This is a genomic window from Novosphingobium capsulatum NBRC 12533, assembly GCF_001598375.1.
In the GTDB taxonomy this organism is placed as follows: domain Bacteria; phylum Pseudomonadota; class Alphaproteobacteria; order Sphingomonadales; family Sphingomonadaceae; genus Novosphingobium; species Novosphingobium capsulatum.
Window position 1 is genome coordinate 138,535 of record NZ_BCYV01000009.1, and the last position, 17,402, is coordinate 155,936.

Annotated in this window: 26 protein-coding genes and 1 tRNA gene; 22 read left to right on the plus strand and 5 right to left on the minus strand. The window is 60.2% G+C overall.

Going from position 1 to position 17,402, the window contains the following annotated elements; genetic code table 11:
• Positions 1 to 40 precede the first annotated feature (40 nt).
• From SCA01S_RS09140 to SCA01S_RS09175, 9 genes are all read left to right on the plus strand, one after another.
• On the plus strand, positions 41 to 553 hold the full coding sequence (locus SCA01S_RS09140) for a phage baseplate assembly protein V (RefSeq protein WP_157088915.1): 513 nt from the start codon (positions 41 to 43) through the stop codon (positions 551 to 553).
• Entirely contained in the window at positions 550 to 924 is a 375-nt protein-coding gene (locus SCA01S_RS09145) for a GPW/gp25 family protein (RefSeq protein WP_062785010.1), read from the plus strand. The genes SCA01S_RS09140 and SCA01S_RS09145 overlap by 4 nt, the downstream gene beginning before the upstream one ends.
• 13 nt (positions 925 to 937) lie before the next feature.
• Positions 938 to 2,047 (plus strand): phage tail sheath subtilisin-like domain-containing protein, encoded by a 1,110-nt coding sequence (locus SCA01S_RS09150; protein WP_062785012.1) that lies wholly within the window; start codon positions 938 to 940, stop codon positions 2,045 to 2,047.
• Positions 2,048 to 2,059: 12 nt separating this feature from the next.
• On the plus strand, positions 2,060 to 2,569 hold the full coding sequence (locus tag SCA01S_RS09155; protein ID WP_062785014.1) for a phage major tail tube protein: 510 nt from the start codon (positions 2,060 to 2,062) through the stop codon (positions 2,567 to 2,569).
• Between the two features lie 110 nt (positions 2,570 to 2,679).
• Positions 2,680 to 3,003 carry a phage tail assembly protein gene (locus SCA01S_RS09160; RefSeq protein ID WP_062785016.1) on the plus strand — a complete coding sequence of 108 codons (324 nt, stop codon included), beginning with the start codon at positions 2,680 to 2,682 and terminating at the stop codon, positions 3,001 to 3,003.
• Between the two features lie 23 nt (positions 3,004 to 3,026).
• Positions 3,027 to 3,143: a GpE family phage tail protein gene (locus tag SCA01S_RS21735; RefSeq protein ID WP_412103064.1), complete on the plus strand. Its 117-nt coding sequence runs from the start codon at positions 3,027 to 3,029 to the stop codon at positions 3,141 to 3,143.
• 4 nt (positions 3,144 to 3,147) lie between these two features.
• Complete coding sequence (locus SCA01S_RS09165) at positions 3,148 to 5,295, plus strand: phage tail tape measure protein (RefSeq protein ID WP_062785018.1); 2,148 nt, start codon at positions 3,148 to 3,150, stop codon at positions 5,293 to 5,295.
• Between the two features lie 12 nt (positions 5,296 to 5,307).
• The gene (locus tag SCA01S_RS09170; protein ID WP_062785020.1) at positions 5,308 to 5,682 is read left to right on the plus strand and encodes a phage tail protein; all 375 of its coding nucleotides are present in this window, start codon (positions 5,308 to 5,310) and stop codon (positions 5,680 to 5,682) included.
• Positions 5,682 to 6,713 carry a contractile injection system protein, VgrG/Pvc8 family gene (locus SCA01S_RS09175; RefSeq protein WP_062785022.1) on the plus strand — a complete coding sequence of 344 codons (1,032 nt, stop codon included), beginning with the start codon at positions 5,682 to 5,684 and terminating at the stop codon, positions 6,711 to 6,713. Before SCA01S_RS09170 ends, SCA01S_RS09175 begins: the two co-directional genes overlap by 1 nt.
• 143 nt (positions 6,714 to 6,856) lie before the next feature.
• On the opposite strand, the gene SCA01S_RS22185 is transcribed toward SCA01S_RS09175, so the two are convergent.
• From SCA01S_RS22185 to SCA01S_RS09185, 3 genes are all read right to left on the minus strand, one after another.
• On the minus strand, positions 6,857 to 9,589 hold the full coding sequence (locus SCA01S_RS22185; RefSeq protein WP_157088916.1) for an STAND family AAA ATPase: 2,733 nt from the start codon (positions 9,587 to 9,589) through the stop codon (positions 6,857 to 6,859).
• Complete coding sequence (locus SCA01S_RS21740) at positions 9,571 to 10,038, minus strand: metallophosphoesterase family protein (protein ID WP_084390891.1); 468 nt, start codon at positions 10,036 to 10,038, stop codon at positions 9,571 to 9,573. Before SCA01S_RS21740 ends, SCA01S_RS22185 begins: the two co-directional genes overlap by 19 nt.
• A 74-nt stretch (positions 10,039 to 10,112) precedes the next feature.
• Positions 10,113 to 10,772: an XRE family transcriptional regulator gene (locus tag SCA01S_RS09185; RefSeq protein WP_167542883.1), complete on the minus strand. Its 660-nt coding sequence runs from the start codon at positions 10,770 to 10,772 to the stop codon at positions 10,113 to 10,115.
• 93 nt (positions 10,773 to 10,865) lie between these two features.
• Here SCA01S_RS09185 and SCA01S_RS09190 point away from each other — a divergent pair, with 93 nt between their 5' ends.
• The 12 genes from SCA01S_RS09190 to SCA01S_RS09230 all read left to right on the plus strand — a co-directional run bounded on the left by SCA01S_RS09190 (position 10,866) and on the right by SCA01S_RS09230 (position 15,713).
• A complete protein-coding gene (locus SCA01S_RS09190; RefSeq protein ID WP_062785028.1) occupies positions 10,866 to 11,174 on the plus strand; it encodes a transcriptional regulator in 309 nt (102 codons plus the stop codon).
• The gene (locus SCA01S_RS22190) at positions 11,171 to 11,800 is read left to right on the plus strand and encodes a hypothetical protein (protein WP_157088917.1); all 630 of its coding nucleotides are present in this window, start codon (positions 11,171 to 11,173) and stop codon (positions 11,798 to 11,800) included. Before SCA01S_RS09190 ends, SCA01S_RS22190 begins: the two co-directional genes overlap by 4 nt.
• Complete coding sequence (locus SCA01S_RS22555; protein WP_062785032.1) at positions 11,797 to 12,249, plus strand: hypothetical protein; 453 nt, start codon at positions 11,797 to 11,799, stop codon at positions 12,247 to 12,249. Before SCA01S_RS22190 ends, SCA01S_RS22555 begins: the two co-directional genes overlap by 4 nt.
• Positions 12,206 to 12,601, plus strand: a complete 396-nt coding sequence (locus SCA01S_RS22560) for an Ogr/Delta-like zinc finger protein (RefSeq protein WP_281191368.1) — start codon at positions 12,206 to 12,208, stop codon at positions 12,599 to 12,601. Before SCA01S_RS22555 ends, SCA01S_RS22560 begins: the two co-directional genes overlap by 44 nt.
• Positions 12,602 to 12,695: 94 nt before the next feature.
• A complete protein-coding gene (locus SCA01S_RS22195) occupies positions 12,696 to 12,884 on the plus strand; it encodes a hypothetical protein (RefSeq protein ID WP_157088918.1) in 189 nt (62 codons plus the stop codon).
• On the plus strand, positions 12,884 to 13,141 hold the full coding sequence (locus SCA01S_RS09210; protein WP_062785036.1) for a hypothetical protein: 258 nt from the start codon (positions 12,884 to 12,886) through the stop codon (positions 13,139 to 13,141). Before SCA01S_RS22195 ends, SCA01S_RS09210 begins: the two co-directional genes overlap by 1 nt.
• The gene (locus SCA01S_RS22200) at positions 13,138 to 13,314 is read left to right on the plus strand and encodes a hypothetical protein (RefSeq protein ID WP_157088919.1); all 177 of its coding nucleotides are present in this window, start codon (positions 13,138 to 13,140) and stop codon (positions 13,312 to 13,314) included. Before SCA01S_RS09210 ends, SCA01S_RS22200 begins: the two co-directional genes overlap by 4 nt.
• Positions 13,314 to 13,994, plus strand: coding sequence for a hypothetical protein (locus SCA01S_RS09215; RefSeq protein ID WP_062785038.1), 681 nt, complete (start codon positions 13,314 to 13,316; stop codon positions 13,992 to 13,994). The genes SCA01S_RS22200 and SCA01S_RS09215 overlap by 1 nt, the downstream gene beginning before the upstream one ends.
• Positions 13,991 to 14,194, plus strand: a complete 204-nt coding sequence (locus SCA01S_RS09220; protein ID WP_062785040.1) for a hypothetical protein — start codon at positions 13,991 to 13,993, stop codon at positions 14,192 to 14,194. Before SCA01S_RS09215 ends, SCA01S_RS09220 begins: the two co-directional genes overlap by 4 nt.
• Before the next feature lie 9 nt (positions 14,195 to 14,203).
• Complete coding sequence (locus tag SCA01S_RS09225) at positions 14,204 to 14,479, plus strand: DUF2312 domain-containing protein (RefSeq protein ID WP_062785042.1); 276 nt, start codon at positions 14,204 to 14,206, stop codon at positions 14,477 to 14,479.
• Positions 14,479 to 14,655: a hypothetical protein gene (locus SCA01S_RS22205; RefSeq protein WP_157088920.1), complete on the plus strand. Its 177-nt coding sequence runs from the start codon at positions 14,479 to 14,481 to the stop codon at positions 14,653 to 14,655. The genes SCA01S_RS09225 and SCA01S_RS22205 overlap by 1 nt, the downstream gene beginning before the upstream one ends.
• Complete coding sequence (locus tag SCA01S_RS09230; RefSeq protein WP_062785044.1) at positions 14,655 to 15,713, plus strand: tyrosine-type recombinase/integrase; 1,059 nt, start codon at positions 14,655 to 14,657, stop codon at positions 15,711 to 15,713. Before SCA01S_RS22205 ends, SCA01S_RS09230 begins: the two co-directional genes overlap by 1 nt.
• A 16-nt stretch (positions 15,714 to 15,729) precedes the next feature.
• Here the strand turns inward: SCA01S_RS09230 and SCA01S_RS09235 are convergent.
• Positions 15,730 to 15,815: transfer RNA gene (locus tag SCA01S_RS09235), tRNA-Tyr, on the minus strand.
• A gap of 189 nt (positions 15,816 to 16,004) precedes the next feature.
• Here SCA01S_RS09235 and rlmB point away from each other — a divergent pair.
• Entirely contained in the window at positions 16,005 to 16,853 is an 849-nt protein-coding gene (rlmB, locus tag SCA01S_RS09240; protein WP_062785213.1) for a 23S rRNA (guanosine(2251)-2'-O)-methyltransferase RlmB, read from the plus strand.
• 100 nt (positions 16,854 to 16,953) lie between these two features.
• Here rlmB and SCA01S_RS09245 read toward each other — a convergent pair whose 3' ends face one another.
• Complete coding sequence (locus SCA01S_RS09245; RefSeq protein WP_022677331.1) at positions 16,954 to 17,226, minus strand: HU family DNA-binding protein; 273 nt, start codon at positions 17,224 to 17,226, stop codon at positions 16,954 to 16,956.
• Positions 17,227 to 17,402 lie beyond the last annotated feature (176 nt).

Consider the following 17,402-nt stretch of genomic DNA (forward strand, 5'->3'; position numbering starts at 1 on the left):
CCCCATGGCTCCCGGCCGCGCGGCGTGGCTGATGCAATCCATGCGAACGCCCGAAAGCACCCTGACTGATCCCGACGAACTGATCCGCTTTGGACGCGTGGTCTCGGTCGATCATGCTGCCGGCAAATGCGTGGTGGAGATCGACGAGGATCTACAGACCGGCCCGATCCGCTGGGCCGCCCCGCGCATGGGCGAAACCCGCGTGTGGTGCCCGCCGGCAATTGGCGAGCAGGTGCTGGTGCTGTGCCCGGCGGGCGAGATCGGCGCCGCCATCGCTATCGGCGGCATTGCCTGCAATGCCTTTCCCGTGCCGGGCAACAGCGCGATGCCGCTGATCCAGTTCAAGGATGGCGCCGTGCTGTCCTACGATCCTGAGAGCCATACCCTGGCGTTGGCTATGCCCGATGGCGGCAAGGTCGCGCTGACCGGCGATCTCACCGTGTCGGGTAAAGTCGAGGCGGGCGAAGACGTGACCGCTGCCGGCATCAGCCTCAAATCGCACAAGCACGGACAGGTGCAGGCCGGCAGCGCGCAGAGCGGAACGCCGCTATGACCAGCCTTACCGGCATGAACCGCGCCACCGGCGAGCCGCTTTCCGGCGACGACCACCTCGAACAGTCGTGCGAGGACATCATCAGCACCCCGCTCGGCACCCGCACGATGCGCCGCGACTACGGCTGCATTCTCGCCGACGTGGTCGATCGCCCCTTGAACCGCGCCACCACGCTGCTTGCGTCGATGGGCATCGCCCTTGCGCTCGCCAGGTGGGAGCCGCGCATCGTCGTGCGCCAGGTCACCATCTCGGGCGAGCTCGCCTCGGGCCAGGCCGTGGCCGAAATCACCGGCACCAAAGCTGGCACCCTCGCCAATGCCCTCACCCGCCTGACCATCCCCCTCAACCGCTTGTCCATCCGCGCCGCCTGATCAGGAGCCACCCATGCACGGCATCAAGACCAATTTCCTTACCCAGGGCAGTCGCGCGATTGTCTCCCAGTCCACCGCCGTGATCGGCATTGTCGGCACCGCGCCCGATGCCCCGGCCGATGATTTCCCGCTCAATGGCCGCGTGCTGATTACCGACGTGCGCAAGGCGCTCGCCACCATCGGCGCCACCGGCACCCTGCCCGCCGCGCTCGATGCGATCGCCGACGTATCGAGCCCCGTGATCGTACTGGTGCGCGTGGGTGTTGGCGCCGATGCCCAGGCGCAGGATGCGCTGACTATCGCCGGGATCGACAAGCTGATCACCGCCGAGGCCGAATTGCAGGTGCGCCCGCGCATACTGGGCGCCCCGGCGCTCGATAGCGAGGCGGTCACCGCGCACTTTGCCGGCGTGGCCAAGAAGCTGCGCGGCTTCCTCTATTTCGCTGGCGAAGGCGAGACGGTGGCCGAGGCGCTCACCTATCGCGAGAATTTCGGCGAGCGCGAAATGATGATGATCTGGCCCAACTGGTCGAGCAGCTTTGCCGGCGATGCCGTGGCCCGCGCCATGGGCCTGCGCGCCCAGATCGATGCCGACACGGGCTGGCACAAGACGATCTCCAACGTAACCGTAACCGGGGTGACCGGAATTGAGCAGGATGTGAGCTTTGCCTTGAACAGCACTGATACCGATGCCGCCCTGCTCAACGCGGCGGGCATTACCACGCTGGTGCGCTTCGGCGGCGGCTATCGCTACTGGGGCAACCGCACCTGTTCGGACGAACCGCTCTATGCCTTCGAAAGCGTGGTGCGCACCTCGCAGGTGATCGCCGACGAGATCGAGCAGGGCCTGGCCTGGGCAGCCGACAAGCCGATGACGGTCATGCTGGTCAAAGACACGATCGAAACGATCAACGCCAAGCTGCGCTCCTACGTCACCGCCAGCCGGCTGATCGGCGCCAAGACCTGGTACGATCCCGCGCTCAACTCCACCGAGCAGCTCGCCGGTGGCCAAGCGGTGATCGACTACGACTTCACCGGCGTCGCCCCGCTCGAGGGCCTCAGCCTCAACCAGCGCGTGACCGACCGGTATTACGCCGACTTCGCCAGCCAGCTGGCCTCGTAAAGGAGCATTGCCATGGGTTTCCCCTTCAAGCTGAAGCAGATGGACATGCTGCTCGACGGCGTCGGCCACCTCGCCGAAACCGAGGAGGTCACCGTGCCCAAGCTTGTGATCAAGACCGAGGACTGGCGCGGCGGCGGCATGATCGGCCCGGTGCCGATCGACATGGGCCTCGACAAGCTCGAGTTCGAGTTTTCCATGGGCGGCCTGATCCAGGCGGCGCTGGCCCAGTTCGGCGCCACCTCACTCGCTGCCAGCCTGGTCCGCTTCGTCGGTGCCTATCAGGACGATTACACCGGCGCCGTGCGCTCGGTCGAAGTTGTATGCATGGGCCGCTACACTGAAATCGACTTTGGGAATGGCAAGGTCGGCGACAACACAACCCACAAATACAAGGTGGCGTGCAGCTATTACCGCCTGATCGTCGATGGCGTCGATTGGATCGAGATCGACCTGATCAACATGATTTTCACCGTCATGGGCGTCGATCGCTACGCCGAAATCCGCGCCGCGCTCGGCCGCTGATCCCTATCCAAATCCGGGCGCCCCTCTCGCGCCCGGCCCCCTGCCGGCAGAAAGGCGGTCCTGCCGGCAGGGGCCTTCACCAGACCGCGTCTTATCCAGGATCGCCCACCATGACCGAAACCACTACCGCACCCGCGCCCACCTCCGTCGTCGTCCCCCTCGCCCAGCCCATCACGCGCGAGGGCGGCCCGATTGCCAGCCTCGCCATCCGCAAGCCCAGGGGCGGCGATCTGCGCGGCACCAAGCTGACCGATCTGGTCGCGGCCGATGTCGATGCCGTTGCCAAGGTGATCCCACGCATCACCACGCCCGCCATCGCCGCGCACGAATTCTACAGCCTCGAGGCTGACGACTTCGCCGAAGTGGTCGGCACGGTGGTCGGTTTTTTTCTGAGCAAGGCGCAGCGCGAAGCGATGGCAGCGATGACGGGCTGACCGTCGAAACCCTGATCGCCGATATCGCGGCGGTGTTCCACTGGCCGCTGTCCGACCTGGCCACGATGGACCTGGCCGACTTGCTCGACTGGCACCGCCGCGCCGTCACCGCGTGGAATCGCATGAACAAATCGGAGTAGCCGCGTGGCCAACAACCGCCTTTCGCTGATCGTGTCGTTCTTGGGCCAGGACAAGCTGTCCGGTGCGCTCAAGAACTTGATCGGCTTGGGCAAGAGCGGCGACCAGGCCCTGAAGGGCATGACGCGCGAGGCCGGCCGGCTGCGCGGCGCGATGAAGGACGTCGAGCGCGAGCTCGCCAACGCCACAGGCAATGTCAATCCGCTGATCGAGCGGCAGCGCGAGCTGGAGCGCGAGCTTGGCGCCGTCAACACGCGCATTGCCGAGCAGCGCCGCCTGAACGAAGCCAATGCCCGCACCGCCGCGATCGGCCAGCGCGGCGCGCAGCTGCGCAGCGCGGGCACCGACAACATGCTGGGCGCCGCCGGCCTGGCCACACCGCTGGTCCTCGCCGGTAAGGCCGCGATGGACTTCAGCAGCGGCATGGTCGACATCGCGCAAAAGGCCAACCTCACCCAGGCGCAGACCGACGCCATGGCCCAGGGCATCCTGCGCGCGGCCGAGGCGGCGCACCAGATGCCCGAGGCCATGCGCCAGGGCGTCGATGCGTTGTCGGGCTTCGGCATCGATCCGCGCGAAGCCATGCAGATGATCGGCCCGATCGGCCGCCTCGGCACCGCGATGAAGGTGGACATTGCCGATGGCGCCGCCGCCGCCTCCGCCAACCTCCAGAACCTGAAAGTGGGCCTGTCGGACACCGGCAAGGCACTCGATATCATGGCGGCGGGCGGCAATGTCGGTGCTTTCGAAGTCAAGGACATGGCCCGCTACTTTCCCAGCCTGACGGCACAGGCCCAGGCGCTGGGCCAGTCAGGCCTGGGCGCCGTGGCCGACCTGACCGCCGCGCTCGAAATCGCCCGGCGTGGCGCCGGCACCAGCGAGGAAGCGGCCACTAACGTCGCCAACCTGCTCGCCAAGATCAACTCGCCCACGGTGCAGAACGCCTTCAAGAAGAACTTCGGCGTCGATCTGCCCGCCGCGCTTAAGGCCGCCTATGCCAAGGGCAAAACCCCGATGGAGGCCCTGGCCGAAATCACCCAGAAAGCCACCGGCGGCGACTTGTCCAAACTCGGCCTGGTGGTCGAGGATATGCAGGCCCAGTCGGCCCTTCGCACCCTGATCCTCAACATGCAGGACTATCGCAAGATCCGCGGCGATCTGGCCAAGAGCGGCGGCGCCGTCGATGCGGCGTTCCGCCAGCGCGAGGCGCAGGACGCATCGGTTGCCTGGGAAAGCTTCAAGGGCACGATGAGCAATCTGGCGATCACGCTGGGCGCCACTCTGCTCCCGGCGGCGACGCGCCTGTTTGCCCAGATCAATGCCGGCGTTTCGGCGGTGTCCCGCTGGGCCCAGGCCAACCCGGAAACCGCGCGCAGCCTGATGACGCTGGTCACCGCCTTTATCGCCGGCAAGGCGGCGTTGGGCGCGCTGCAGTTCGGCTTCGGCTCGATCCTCTCCACATTCGCGGCCCTGCGCAATGGCTTCATGATGGTGCGCGCGGCGTTCATGGTGATCGCCCCGATCGTCGGCGCCATCGGCCTGTGGCCCATCGTGATCGGCGCGGCCATCACGGCGGTGGCCTATCTCGTCTATGCCAACTGGGACAGGATCAAGGCTGCCTTTTCCGCTGGCTGGGCTTCGATCAGGGCGCTGTGGGTTGGCGCCCCGGCTTGGTTCCGCTCGATCGGTGCCATGATGATGGAGGGGCTGCTCACCATGCTCGATCCCTCGCGCCTGGTGGCCCGTCTGCTGCAGGTGGCGCGCAGCGGGGTGACCGCCTTCAAGAACTACTTCGGCATCAAGTCCCCCTCGCGCCTGATGATGGAAATGGGCGGCCATATCGCGAGCGGCCTTGGCGCCGGCATCGATAGCGGTGCGGCAAAGCCACTGCGCTCGATGGGCAGGATGGCAGCCCGCGTGGCCGGTGCGGGCGCCCTTGCGCTCACCGGCCCAACGATGGGAAGCGCGTCGGCCGGCGCTGCACCCGATGGTGCCAGGTCAGGTGCTGCGCCCACGGCCGCCGGTCCTCTCAACCTCACGCTCAACATCTATCAACTGCCCGGCGAAAGCGCCGAAGATCTGGCCCGCCGCGTGATCGACATCGTCAAGCGCAAGCTTGGCGGCGGCGGTGGTGATTACGGCGACGATTTCTAATCGAGGAACACCATGCTCTTTGCCCTTGGCCTCTTCGTGTTCGACAGCCAGACCATGCTGCCCGACCGCATTGAGCGCGACCGCGCCTTCCGCCACGCGCGCGACGATCGCTTCCTGGCGCCCGCCGCCAGTCAGTTCGTGGGCGTGGGCGATGACAAGGTGACGCTCACTGGCACGCTGGTGCCAGAGCTGGCCGGCAGCGCCTCGGCCATCGAAACCCTGGCGGAAATGGCCAGTGAGGGCGAGGCCTGGCCGCTGATGGACGGCACCGGCACGATCCTTGGCACTTATACCATCGATCGCCTGGCCAACGGCGGATCGAACCTGATCGACACCGGCCAGGCCCGCAAGATCGACTTCATCCTCGAACTGACGCGAGTGGCGTAATGGCGAGCGTCCCGACCACCGCCCAATCGCCCTACAGCCAGCCACGCTCGGCCTGGCGCGTCACGCTCGACGGGGACGACCTGACCGCCATCCTCGCCCCGCGCCTGCTCTCCCTGCGCCTCTCCGAAAAGCTGGGCGAAGAGGCCGACAGCCTGGAAATCGTCGTGCACGATACCGATGGCGCCTTCGTCCCGCCGCGCCAGGGCGCGCGCCTCGCCGTGTGGCTGGGCTGGTCGCGTGGCACAGGCGTGCCAATCGGCCTGGTCGACAAGGGCAGCTTCGTGGTGGACGAGTTCACCTGGAGCGGCCCGCCCGACCGCGTGACGATCACCGCCCACAGCGCCGACTTCAAAGGCAGCTACCGCACCCGCAAGACACGGAGTTGGGTGGGCCAGACCCTGGGCGCGATCATCGCCCGCATCGCCGCCGACAACGCCCTCATCCCCGCCTGCCACCCCGATCTGGCCGACCACACCATCCCGGCCACCGAGCAGCACAACAAGAGCGACATGCAGTTTATCCGCGATCTCGGCCGCCAGTTCGACGCCGTGGCCACAGTCAAAGGCGGCGCCCTGATCCTCGCCCCACGCGGCGCCACCACCACACCGGGCGGCAAGGAACTGCCCAGCCTGACCATCACCCGCCAGCAATGCAGCAGCGTCACCTGGCGCCGCGCGGCACGGGAAAAGGCCTATGATGGCGCCGAGGCGCAGTGGCATGATCAGGAGGCTGGGCAGCGGAAGACGGTAACGGCGGGTGGAAGCAACCGACGCCGGCTCAAGCGGGTCTATCCCAGCGAGGCGACAGCCCATGCCGCTGCCCAGGCCGAAACCGGCCGCTTGATCCGCGTCTCGGCCACGGTAGATGTTACCTTGCCTTATGGCGATGCGCGGGCGGTGCCTGGCGCGAAGGTCACGCTATCAGGCTTCCGGCCGCACATCGACAAGGAAGCCTGGAAGATTTCAAGCGTAGATTACCATCACGGAGCCAATGGTTTCAGCGCAAAGCTATCACTGCAAAGTATGTATTAAATCAGCGCACATATTACAATTGATGGTGGCAATTATGCCGCTTTCATCCGCCACATGATATCAAAAAATCTAACTCGCATATAAATATCTCTTTACCAGCCAAATTTTACAAAATCAATACTAATAATTTCTCCAACTCCATTTCAAACAGATTCCGAAGAACCCTTCCCTAAGTTCATGGATCTCCTGTTATTACTGAGTAGATTAATAATTTCAGCTTTTCGCGCAGCTGCGCGCTGACCAGTTTTCCCCTCAATTCCTGCAATGGTATTAGCGGCTACAAGGCGAATTTTCGACAAATCAGCATCCGGCAATCTGAACCTTATGACTACTTCATAAAGCATCCGTACGAAGGCGGCATTCAGATAGTTATAATCTTTCAGTATACCAGCAGCTTTCTCGACGACATCGGGCAATCCATCTACCCCCAATTGAGACAAAATAGTCGCTCTCATAAATTGCTGCGAAGCAGAGAGAACTTTTATATCGTTCCCGATTCCTGTTTCGAGCTGCATTCGCAACTTTTCAGTTCCCACGTATTGTGTCGCAACTTTACCCGCTGCGATTGGGACATACATAAATAGATGATTTGCCAAACTAGCAATATTATCCTTACCAGATGTCAAAACTAAATATTCAATTCCACCAAAACTAGCCCTCTTATCCTTAGCCAGAGCGGGCACTATGCCCATAGTCAAAGCCAAAAACTGAATCCAACCATGAATAACACGTTCGAGAATTTTCGCCTTCAGGCTGTTCGGAATAAGTTCCATATTCTTCAACATCGAACTTAATAACGTTAAATTCGCCAGCCATTCCGCCCCTGGATCAGAATTTTCTTCTGATTCAACGCTAGAATAGCTCAATATATCTTCAGAATCATCGTCCAAAAGCGCACGCCGGTCTTTCTCATCAAGTGCCGAATTAAAAACTTTGCGCTCAACCGCAAATAACTCGTCCTCGTTAGCTTTTTTACTGGGTATTTGGAAACTTTCCACCAAAAGTCCAGATCGAATATCCTCAGGCTTGTCTCGCCAAAAAGCATCTGATGACTCTTCGAACCTCGAATACAACTCCTCTAACCAATTTTTATCTTTGCGAGAAATTGCAGCATAAAAAGTAATTTCGTTACAGAAAGCTAGATATCTTTCAGATCCCTGAACAAACGCACGAAATTCGTCATTCGAAATCATTCTGACTGCAGAAAAATATTCCTTGAATGCATCGATTCTAAATGAAATAGACGCGTCAAATCTTTCTAGAATTCTAGCTTCCACGAAATAATTTAGAAGATCAAACTGCGAAAATACAAGGCCATATTCGTCAAGATATTCGCCAATCAAAGATAGAAATTTAGATTCCGAGATTTCTTTGACGAAATTTCGGCACATATATTCGGCGACAAAACTTAAAAGGTCACACTTATTATGAAAATCGAAACTTCCAGGTAGCAAATCCTGTGGGCCAAACTTTTCCAAAGATATTTCGATATATCTCTCGACGAGGTTGGCGCGATTTATGAGGGGTTGCGAGGAATCTTCTGTGTAAATCTGAATCAGAAACGTTCCGGTTACCGGAGTAATCGGCACATTCAAACTAGACGCCTCAAGCGTCATCCGCTGCAAAAGCCTATCAGCCTGCATTGGATCTTTATGTCCATGGCTTTCGATAAGGCTGAGGAGCTGGGACTTTTTGAGCTTTCTCAACCTTAAATGCTTAAACGGTATCCCGTCGACAACGACTGGCTCTATTCCTGCACCTTGCAAGTACACTGTACTCGTCAGAAAAATATAGCGGCATTGGGGATATTTTTTTACAAATTCGTCTAAGGTATTTTTGATATTAGTCCTTTTCAAATCTGCGTCGTCTACAAAAATCGTCACTAGCCCTAACTCAAGGAGCGAAGCGTGCGTGACACCCTCCGGCAATGACGGAATTCTCGTTTTGACAATATTCTCAATAGATTTTACATACTTCCTAATTTCATTGAATTTAAATACAACAGGAACAGACCAATCTGGCGCTGTGGCTAACAAATCAGCGAGATTTTTTGCCATTCGTCTAATTAATGTCGTTTTTCCTGATTCGTTTGGAGCTGCTATGACATAATTATGATCACCGCGACAAACTTCATCGAAGCTCACGATTTCAGGTCTCGCGGCCTTGTCAAGACCATTAAGTGTTTCAATATAATGGTCGCGCTCAAACTCAGGAACGACAAATCTGCTATTTTCCATTAACTCGGAAAATTCGTCGCCAAATTGATCATCCAAAAATGGAATGAGTACGTCGGCTCGCCATTTATTTAGTGCGCTAAAATTCAGTTTAGGTGTAACTGAGGACCAAAATATCTTTGAATCAGGTGAACTAAACACAACCCCATCATCACTGAGGTCACTTGCCACACCAAATTTGCGGCGCGCCTCATGCCATTTGCGGTAAGTGACACGATGATGCTTTTGTCCAGGAACTGTGGAAATAATTGAATATCCATTCCAGCTATCCCGACCTGAGTATAACGATCCAGCCTGCACAAAATAGCACTCACCAAGTGGCGTTGTCATTGCCACAGGTGAATGCTCATGCATGTGTCCAAACAAATAGACTGATGCTTTCTCTGCCAATATCCTCAAAATATGTGGCTCATTTAATTCCTGTAGATATCCCAGTGGGTGGTGACCTGTCACTATTACTTGCGCACCAGCAGGAACTTTTTTCAATGCATTATGGAGCAACATTTCAGGTATAATAAGATTTCGTTCATCTGAAAAATCTGCCGTCAATCCACACCCTGTCAAAGTGGCCGTATTCACAGAAATAATCGCTGTTTGCATTTCTCGAATATAATACTGTTTTACTATAGCATCCTCGTGCACAAGATAAGATTTTCCAAATTTTTTGCCAAAGCTGAGTATTTTGCAAATACGTTTGAAACGTGAGCGACGTATTCTGATGATTTTGACAAGCCATTAACTTCATCGATGTTTCGCAAATTGCGATATTTCTTGATTGAAGGGAGCGTGGGTCCAACAGCATTTCTGCTTGCATCATGATTTCCTGGGCATAAAAAGACGCGGTCGCGCTGAATCCCTGCAGCCCGCGCGAACTCTTCCAGTATTAATTCGGCTTCCTCAAAAATTTCATTATCATCTGCCGAATTAACTATATCGCCCGAAAATATTATGCAGTCTGGGCGCAAGTGATTGTCGCTGACCATCTTTAAATCGTCAATCAATGCGTCGATAATTAGATCCTGGTTATATCTTCCAGTTTCATTACTGCTCAGGTGCAAGTCACTCAAATGGACGATGTTTGAGTATCTCATTTTCCCACCTCACATATTTTTAATTATAATATCAATCAATGCTTAAATTTTATGGCTGTAAGTTTCTGCGAAATTCATAATTTTCGTACCACAGCAACTACACGACCAATAATATGTAGTTCATCATCGACAGCTCGGGCATCTCTTACTAGCTGGTTATCGGAGCTAATTTGAACCGACCCATCTGGCATAGGACGGAGGCGCTTGATCATGCCCACGCCGCCGAAGACGATGGCCCAGATCTTGTCCGCAAATTCGGGACGTCGGTCGGAGCGGTCGACTACCACAATGTCGTGATCGGAGATCGTGGGTTGCATCGAATCGCCGATGCCTTTGGTCGTGAAAAGCTGGCTGGGCGCGGATTGGGTGAACTGGCGGAGCCACTTGCGGGAGAAGCCGACCTTCTCGATGTTGATATGGTCGGTGTCGATGAAAGTTCCGCCCATGCCGAAGGCCAGGTCGATCATATCGATCTCAACCTGGTCGGGATCTATCGGTACGACATCGACCGCGATCGACTGCGCCCCATCCGGGAGGGCAGCAGTCTCGCTTTCGCCATTTAGATATTCCGGCGTCGTTTCCAGTTCGCGCGCAATCTTGTGTAGATGCGCTGTCCCCCCTGTCCCCCGCTTGATCAAATGAGTGATCGCTGGCTGCGTTACGCCGATCCGGCGCGCCAGTTCCGCCTGCGAAAGGCCCACGGCAATCAGCCGCTCTTTGATGCGTTCACCCAAGGTCGCCACACGCCAACCCTATAACCAAATTAATGGGAGGCCACTTAAATCTAGTAATTGACTGAGCATAAATCTTGTAATACCCCGTGCAACATGAGCACGACAGTGGAACCCCTTGAGGCACTTCATGCAGCTGTAGAGGTAGCTGGTTCGCAGTCCGAACTGGCGCGCATCTGCAGTGTCACCCAGCCAGCAGTCTGGCGTTGGCTGCAAACCGCCAAGCGCCTGCCTGCCGAGTATGTCCTGACCGTCGAAGCCGCGACTGGTATTCCGCGTCATCTGTTGCGCCCCGATATCTACCCGGCCGATCTTGGCCCCTCGCCTGCCTGGCAGGGCGTAGACGAGGGTGCGCAACGCGTCTCTTTCAATCGGAACAACACTTTGCAGGGGCGCGCGGCATGATCGGCGCGGCCCAACAGAAGGGAACGACCTATGACGCCGCCACCCCAAGAGTGGAGCCTGACTGCTCTTTGCTTTGTGCTGATGCTTCAGAGCTTCGGCATGTTCCGTGTGATAAGCCGATTACAGCGGATCGTATTCAAACTGGAAGATATGGCATTCGTCTCGCGACCATCACGGGAACATATCATCAGGCTGCAAGCATTGCGGTTGGCTCAAACCAGATGCTCTATGTCGGCGTTCGGCGCCAGCAACGACGATATCGTAATGCTTGCCGCCAGGTATTCCCACTTTTTAGACGGACACGAGCTGCCACATTCGGAGGATACGACAGCTCGGTCAGTCACCCTTTAATCGGGTTTAATGCGCCGCTGACCCTCCGCCGCCGTATAGCATTCCGCATACAAATCGAGAAATCCTTTGCGAGTGAGTGTCGCGGCTTGTGTGACCTTGTCGAGATGACGGATACGATTCGTCAGGTCAAACGCTACACGAGCAGTGGTCCCACTGCCTTCGGCCCCATTATTTTCGTCACTCATTACGATAAGCTTTCAGTCGTTGGTGGAACACCGACTGTAGCTAAAGCCGGGGGCGTCGCAAGCGCCCCCGGTGGGCGGCTGTGGAAATGACCAAGCGACGCGATCCTCTCACCGTGCACCAGGCGCTCACCGTGATCGCCGCGCGCATCGGGTGGGACAAGTGCGGCATGCTGGTGGGCCGCAGCGGGCGCCTGGTGCGCATGTGGTCCGATCCCGATGCCGATAGCGAGATTTCGATTCTCGACGCCATGCGGCTCGACCGCGCATTTATCGAGGCCGGGGGCGACCATGCGCCGATCCTGCGCGTCTACAGCTTCCAGTTGGACATTGCCGCCAGCGACGGCACCGCGGACATGACGCGCGCTGCCGCTGCCGCTGCCAAGGAAAGCGGCGAGGCGGTGGCCGCCCTGCTCGATGCCGCGATGCATCCGCAAGACCCGGCCGCGCTGCGCCGCGCGCGCAAGGAAGGGGAGGAAGCGTTGGCCGCGATCACCGATGGCCTGGCCGCGCTCGATCGCCAGGAACGGGAGGCGCATTGACCATGGCCCCCCAGCCCCTGCCCGATCCTGGCCACAACCAGCTCACGCCGGCTCGCACGACCGGCTGCGCTGCCCCCATTGCGACACGGTGGGCCAGCGCCGCACGAGCCGCGAGATCACGCCGACGCACCGCGACATCTATTACCAGTGCGCCAACCTGTTTTGCGGGCATAGCTGGAAGGCCAGCGAGACCTATGACTATGGCATCGCGCCCAGCGCCATCCCCAACCCGCGCGTAACGCTGCCCATGCGGCCCGTCACCCGGCAGGAAGCCATCGAGATCATGCGCCCGCGCGATGCGGCGCAGCCCGAACTGTTCGACAGCGCCAGCCCGCCGGAGCTTCCCGGCTGAGCTGCCCCTTTTCCTGACCGCCCCACATTCCCGCTTCCCCGCCGCCGGGCCTCGTCTCCGGCGACGGCCGAACTTTGCCCGAAAGGAACGCCCGATGCGCCTTCGCCCACCTGCCGTTTTCCAATGCTCATGCAGCACGCAGCACAACTCTGCCGATGGCGTCGCCCCGGCAGGCTGGACCACGCGGCACGGACAGGCCTGGTGCCCCGATTGCACCAAGGCCGGCGTGCCCGTGCGCCAGTTGCTCCACGGCGGCAGCCGCGCCGCACGGAGGGCCGCCTGATGCCCCCGCGCGCCGCCCCCGCCCACTTTCCCTATGATCACGGCTCGCTCGCCCAGAACGACACCCGCGATCCCCGCGCCTGGCGCCTGGCCAACAAGGCCCGCTTCGATGCGCTCTGTCCCCTGCCCGATCGGGGCACCGGCGCACGCCAGGTGCATCCCAAGGATCGCAAGGCCCGCCTCGCCGCCGCTCGCCAGTGGCGGATCGACATGAAGCCGCATTTTGACGCCCTCTATGGCCCGGAGACCGACGCATGAAGCGCTTTCGCAAGATCCTGCGCGCCTGCCTGATCCCGGCCCTGCGCGCGCTCGGCGCCGCCGCGATGTGCTATTGGTTGATCTGGCTGGACCCTACCGATGGCCAGTTCCTGGTGCTGTTCGCCCTGGCGGTCTCTGGCTGGCTCTGGTCCATCTGCCGGAGCAAGCTGTGATGGCGCGAGTACTTATCGGCTGCGAGCGCAGCGGTGTCTTGCGGCGCGCGTTTCTGACGCTGGGGTTCGACGCATGGTCATGCGATCTCGAGCCGTCTGACGATAACAGCAACCGTCATATTCGCGGCGATCTGCGCGACCACCTATGTGATGGCTGGGATCTGCTCGCAGTCCTGCATCCGCCATGCACGCGCCTTTGCAACAGCGGGGTGCGCTGGCTGTATATCGGCGGCAAGAAGGTGAACGGTTGCGATCCTGAAGGTTGGCGTGCTCTCGATGCGGCTTGCGAATTCTATCGTACATGCCGAGACGCCCCCATTCCACGCAGGGCGATCGAGAACCCGGTGATGCATCGCCACGCCATTGAGCGAACGAGGCGCGGCCCTGTTCAGTTCGTCCAGCCTTGGTGGTTTGGCGATCGGGCATTCAAGGCCACCGGCCTTGAGTTGATCAACCTCCCGAAGCTCACGCCTTCCAACCAATTGCAGCCACCACGTCCCGAATCCATCGAGCACAAGCAATGGAGCAAAGTCCATCGTCAATCCGGTTGGGGCAACGCTGCGCAAGATCGGTCACGTATCCGCTCACAAACCTTCCCCGGCATGGCCGCTGCGATGGCCGAGCAGTGGGGGCGGCTTCTCGACATTCAGGCCGCACAATTCGCGCTGGAGGCAGCATGAACCGGCAATCTGATCGATCAAGGCGCAAGGCCCGCGCCGAAATCCGCCACCAGCACGCCACGCGCCGCCTGGCGCAGCACGAGGACGATCTGCTCGAGGCGTCGGACGCCTGGGGCGTGGCGGGCGTGGTACTGGGCCTGGCCGGCTTCCTGTGGATGGCTGCGCGTTGCGGCCCCACGCTCTTCCCCAGCCTGTTCTGAGGCGGCGCGATGAGCGACCAACTCACCATCCCGGTTGCCCTGCCGGAAGAGCACCGCGCGGCCGACGATCGCCTCCGGCTGCTGATCGAGCGCATCGAGCGGCTCGAGGAGGAAAAGAAGGGCATCAGCGACGATATCCGCGACGTCTATGGCGAGATGAAATCGGCCGGCTACGACACCAAGTGCGCCCGCCAGATCATCCGCCTGCGCAAGATGCGGCCCGATGACCGGCGCGAGATGGAAGCCATCCTCGACGTCTACAAGAACGCTCTGGGGATCGATTGATGCAGACCGCTCATGCTCCGTCCAAGTTCCGCCAGTCCGACATTCGCCGTGCGATCGGCGCCGTGGCGGGCATGGGCTTTGAAGCAATCCGCGTTGCCATCCGCCTGGATGGCAGCCTGGAGGTGACCGTGCGCCGCAATGCGCTCGATGACACCCAGGGAGAGGAGCTAGATTGATGGCCCGCCGCTGGCTCCCTGACAACGTGACGGCCTACAAGGACCGGCACGGAAAGACCCGCTATCGCTTCCGCAAGACGGGTGTGCCCGCGCATCATTTCCGCAACGCGCCAGGCACACCCGAATTCATGGCCGAGTATTTGGCCGCGCAGCAAGCAGTGAAGCTGCCCGTGGAGCGTTGGGCGCCCTACACCTATGATGCGCTGATCGTAAGCTTCTACCAAAGCCCGCGCTGGATCGACAGCAAGCCGGCCACACAGAAGACCTATCGCAACATCATCGAACGCTTCCGGTCAAAGAACGGCGACAAGGACGTGCGGCGTGTGACCACCGCAAACATCGAGCGCAAGCTATCCTCGATGCGGGAGACACCGGCCGCCGCGAACAACCTGCGCAAGGTGCTGGCGCGGCTCCACCGTCATGCGATCAAGCTGGGCTGGCGCCAGGACAACCCAGTCGATGCCACCGACTCATTTCGCACCGGCAAGGGCTTCCACGCCTGGACCGAATCGGAAATCGACGCCTTCGATTCTCGCTGGCCTTTCGGCACACGCGAGCGCCTGGCCAAGGAACTGCTGCTGGCAACCGCCCAGCGCCGCTCCGATGCCATCAAGATCGGCCCGGGCAATCGTCAGGGTGACGCTCTGATCCTGCACCATAACAAGAACGACAGCGGCACCGTGGTGCCGATGGGCCCGGATCTGATCGAGGCCTTGCGCACCTTCCCCGGCGGCGAATCGTTCTATCTGGAAACGCAGTTTGGCAAGCCGTTCAGCTCGACCGGCTTCTACAACTGGTTCAAGCGCGCCTGCGTGAAGGCAGGCATCCCGCACTGCTCACCGCACGGCCTGCGCAAGGCCACGAGCCGCCGCCTGGCCGAAGCCGGCGCCACCACGCTCGAAGGCCGCGCTGTGACCGGCCACAAGACCGACAAAGAATTTGCGAAATATGCCGAGAGCGCCAGCAAACGCGCACTAGCGGGCAAGGCGATGGCGAACGTGCACGAAAAGTTCGCCAAAATCCCGGCCAACAAGGAGGTAAACCCCCGTGAAGACTAAGGAAATTGAGTACTGGTGGTGGACAGGGCTAGATTCGAACTAGCGTACGCTTGCGCGGGCAGATTTACAGTCTGCTGCCTTTAACCACTCGGCCACCTGTCCACACCAGATTTGCCGGTGCGAGGAGCGCCTTTTTCAAGGCTTTCCTGCATTTGAATGGGCCGTTTCGCTGCAAGCGATCCGGTCCGTCCGGCCGAGTGAGAGGCCCTTTGGCGAACCATCGCTTGCCTGTCAATGGGGGGGCTGGCTAAGGGCGATGCAGTTTTCGATTTTTATGCACAGGTGTTCGCAATGCCCCGCCACGATGATGACCAAGACAAGCGCCACGACAGTGGCAAGAAGAGCCGCTCATTGCGCGGCCGGGCCGGGCGCAACCAGGGTGGGCGCGGATCGGGCCGTGGCAGCACCGGCACGGTGCGGCTGTGGGGCCGCCATGCCGTGGAAGCGGCGCTGACCAACCCCAACCGCACCGCCAAGAAGCTGTGGGGCACGCGCGAGGCGATCCAGGAAATGCTGGACGATCATGACGCCGAACTGCCGCGCGATCTGCCGGTGGAATATGCCCAGGCGGTGGATCTGGGCCGCCTGGTGGCGCGCGACGCGCCGCACCAGGGCCTGGTGCTGGAATGCCTGCCGCTGGACGACGTGGCGCTGGACGATGTGCTGGACGAGGCCGAGGGCCGCACGCTGGTCCTGCTCGACCAGGTGACCGACCCGCACAACGTGGGCGCCATCCTGCGCAGCTGTGCCGCGTTCGACGTGGCCGCGCTGATCACCCAGGATCGCCATGCCCCGCCCGAATCGGGCACGCTGGCCAAATCGGCATCGGGCGCGCTGGAATCGGTGCCGTGGGTGCGGGTGGTCAACCTGGCGCGCGCGCTCGAATCGATTTCCGAGGCCGGCTATTGGCGAATCGGGCTGGACGGCGAAGGCGAAGCGGAATTCCCCCATGCCCTGCCCGCCGGCCCGGTGGCCCTGGTGCTGGGCGCGGAGGGCGAAGGCATGCGGCACAACGTGATGCAGCATTGCGATGCCATTGCCCGCCTGCCGATCAGCGGTGCGATCGAAAGCCTCAATGTCTCCAACGCGGCCGCCATCGCCCTCTATGCCGCCGCCACGCGCCCGGGCGTGGAGGACTGAACCGCCGTTGTGCGGAACACGGGAATTTCTTTTTCCACATAAAAAAGGGGCCGCGTCGGCATGCGACGCGGCCCCTTTTTTGTCTTGCAGCGCGATGGGGTCAGTTCACCGCGTCCTTCAGCCCCTTGCCGGCCTTGAACTTGGGCTGGGCCGAAGCCTTGATGGCCATCGGTTCGCCGGTGCGGGGGTTGCGGCCGGTCGACGCCTTGCGCTTGGCAACCGAGAACGTGCCGAAGCCGACCAGGCGCACTTCCTCGCCCTTGGCCAGCGCGCCGGAAATCGATTCGAACACGGCTTCGACAGCCTTGATGGCATCGCCCTTGGACAGGCCGCTGACATCGGCGACGGCGCTGATCAGATCGTTCTTGTTCATGTGCGGAAACCCCCTACCAATCTACTGGACAGCAAATGTTGGAAAATCGTGATTTCGGGTGCGGCGGAAAAGAGCCGAGAAAAAAAGCGCTGTCAAAGGCAAAAGCACGCAAAACCCGCAATTTATCCCCGATAGTGGCCGACCTTGCGGGCAAGCAAAAGCCGCGCGCAACGATG

Excerpts from the sequence above, each read along its gene's own strand:
- SCA01S_RS09140 (WP_157088915.1), top strand. The coding sequence starts at position 41 with ATGCGAACGCCCGAAAGCACCCTGACTGATCCCGACGAACTGATCCGC.
- SCA01S_RS09145 (WP_062785010.1), top strand. The coding sequence starts at position 550 with ATGACCAGCCTTACCGGCATGAACCGCGCCACCGGCGAGCCGCTTTCC.
- SCA01S_RS09150 (WP_062785012.1), top strand. The coding sequence starts at position 938 with ATGCACGGCATCAAGACCAATTTCCTTACCCAGGGCAGTCGCGCGATT.
- SCA01S_RS09155 (WP_062785014.1), top strand. The coding sequence starts at position 2,060 with ATGGGTTTCCCCTTCAAGCTGAAGCAGATGGACATGCTGCTCGACGGC.
- SCA01S_RS09160 (WP_062785016.1), top strand. The coding sequence starts at position 2,680 with ATGACCGAAACCACTACCGCACCCGCGCCCACCTCCGTCGTCGTCCCC.
- SCA01S_RS09170 (WP_062785020.1), top strand. The coding sequence starts at position 5,308 with ATGCTCTTTGCCCTTGGCCTCTTCGTGTTCGACAGCCAGACCATGCTG.
- SCA01S_RS09175 (WP_062785022.1), top strand. The coding sequence starts at position 5,682 with ATGGCGAGCGTCCCGACCACCGCCCAATCGCCCTACAGCCAGCCACGC.
- SCA01S_RS21740 (WP_084390891.1), bottom strand. The coding sequence starts at position 10,038 with ATGAGATACTCAAACATCGTCCATTTGAGTGACTTGCACCTGAGCAGT.
- SCA01S_RS09190 (WP_062785028.1), top strand. The coding sequence starts at position 10,866 with ATGAGCACGACAGTGGAACCCCTTGAGGCACTTCATGCAGCTGTAGAG.
- SCA01S_RS22190 (WP_157088917.1), top strand. The coding sequence starts at position 11,171 with ATGATCGGCGCGGCCCAACAGAAGGGAACGACCTATGACGCCGCCACC.
- SCA01S_RS22555 (WP_062785032.1), top strand. The coding sequence starts at position 11,797 with ATGACCAAGCGACGCGATCCTCTCACCGTGCACCAGGCGCTCACCGTG.
- SCA01S_RS22560 (WP_281191368.1), top strand. The coding sequence starts at position 12,206 with ATGGCCTGGCCGCGCTCGATCGCCAGGAACGGGAGGCGCATTGACCAT.
- SCA01S_RS22195 (WP_157088918.1), top strand. The coding sequence starts at position 12,696 with ATGCGCCTTCGCCCACCTGCCGTTTTCCAATGCTCATGCAGCACGCAG.
- SCA01S_RS09210 (WP_062785036.1), top strand. The coding sequence starts at position 12,884 with ATGCCCCCGCGCGCCGCCCCCGCCCACTTTCCCTATGATCACGGCTCG.
- SCA01S_RS22200 (WP_157088919.1), top strand. The coding sequence starts at position 13,138 with ATGAAGCGCTTTCGCAAGATCCTGCGCGCCTGCCTGATCCCGGCCCTG.
- SCA01S_RS09215 (WP_062785038.1), top strand. The coding sequence starts at position 13,314 with ATGGCGCGAGTACTTATCGGCTGCGAGCGCAGCGGTGTCTTGCGGCGC.
- SCA01S_RS09220 (WP_062785040.1), top strand. The coding sequence starts at position 13,991 with ATGAACCGGCAATCTGATCGATCAAGGCGCAAGGCCCGCGCCGAAATC.
- SCA01S_RS09225 (WP_062785042.1), top strand. The coding sequence starts at position 14,204 with ATGAGCGACCAACTCACCATCCCGGTTGCCCTGCCGGAAGAGCACCGC.
- SCA01S_RS22205 (WP_157088920.1), top strand. The coding sequence starts at position 14,479 with ATGCAGACCGCTCATGCTCCGTCCAAGTTCCGCCAGTCCGACATTCGC.
- SCA01S_RS09230 (WP_062785044.1), top strand. The coding sequence starts at position 14,655 with ATGGCCCGCCGCTGGCTCCCTGACAACGTGACGGCCTACAAGGACCGG.
- rlmB (WP_062785213.1), top strand. The coding sequence starts at position 16,005 with ATGCCCCGCCACGATGATGACCAAGACAAGCGCCACGACAGTGGCAAG.
- SCA01S_RS09245 (WP_022677331.1), bottom strand. The coding sequence starts at position 17,226 with ATGAACAAGAACGATCTGATCAGCGCCGTCGCCGATGTCAGCGGCCTG.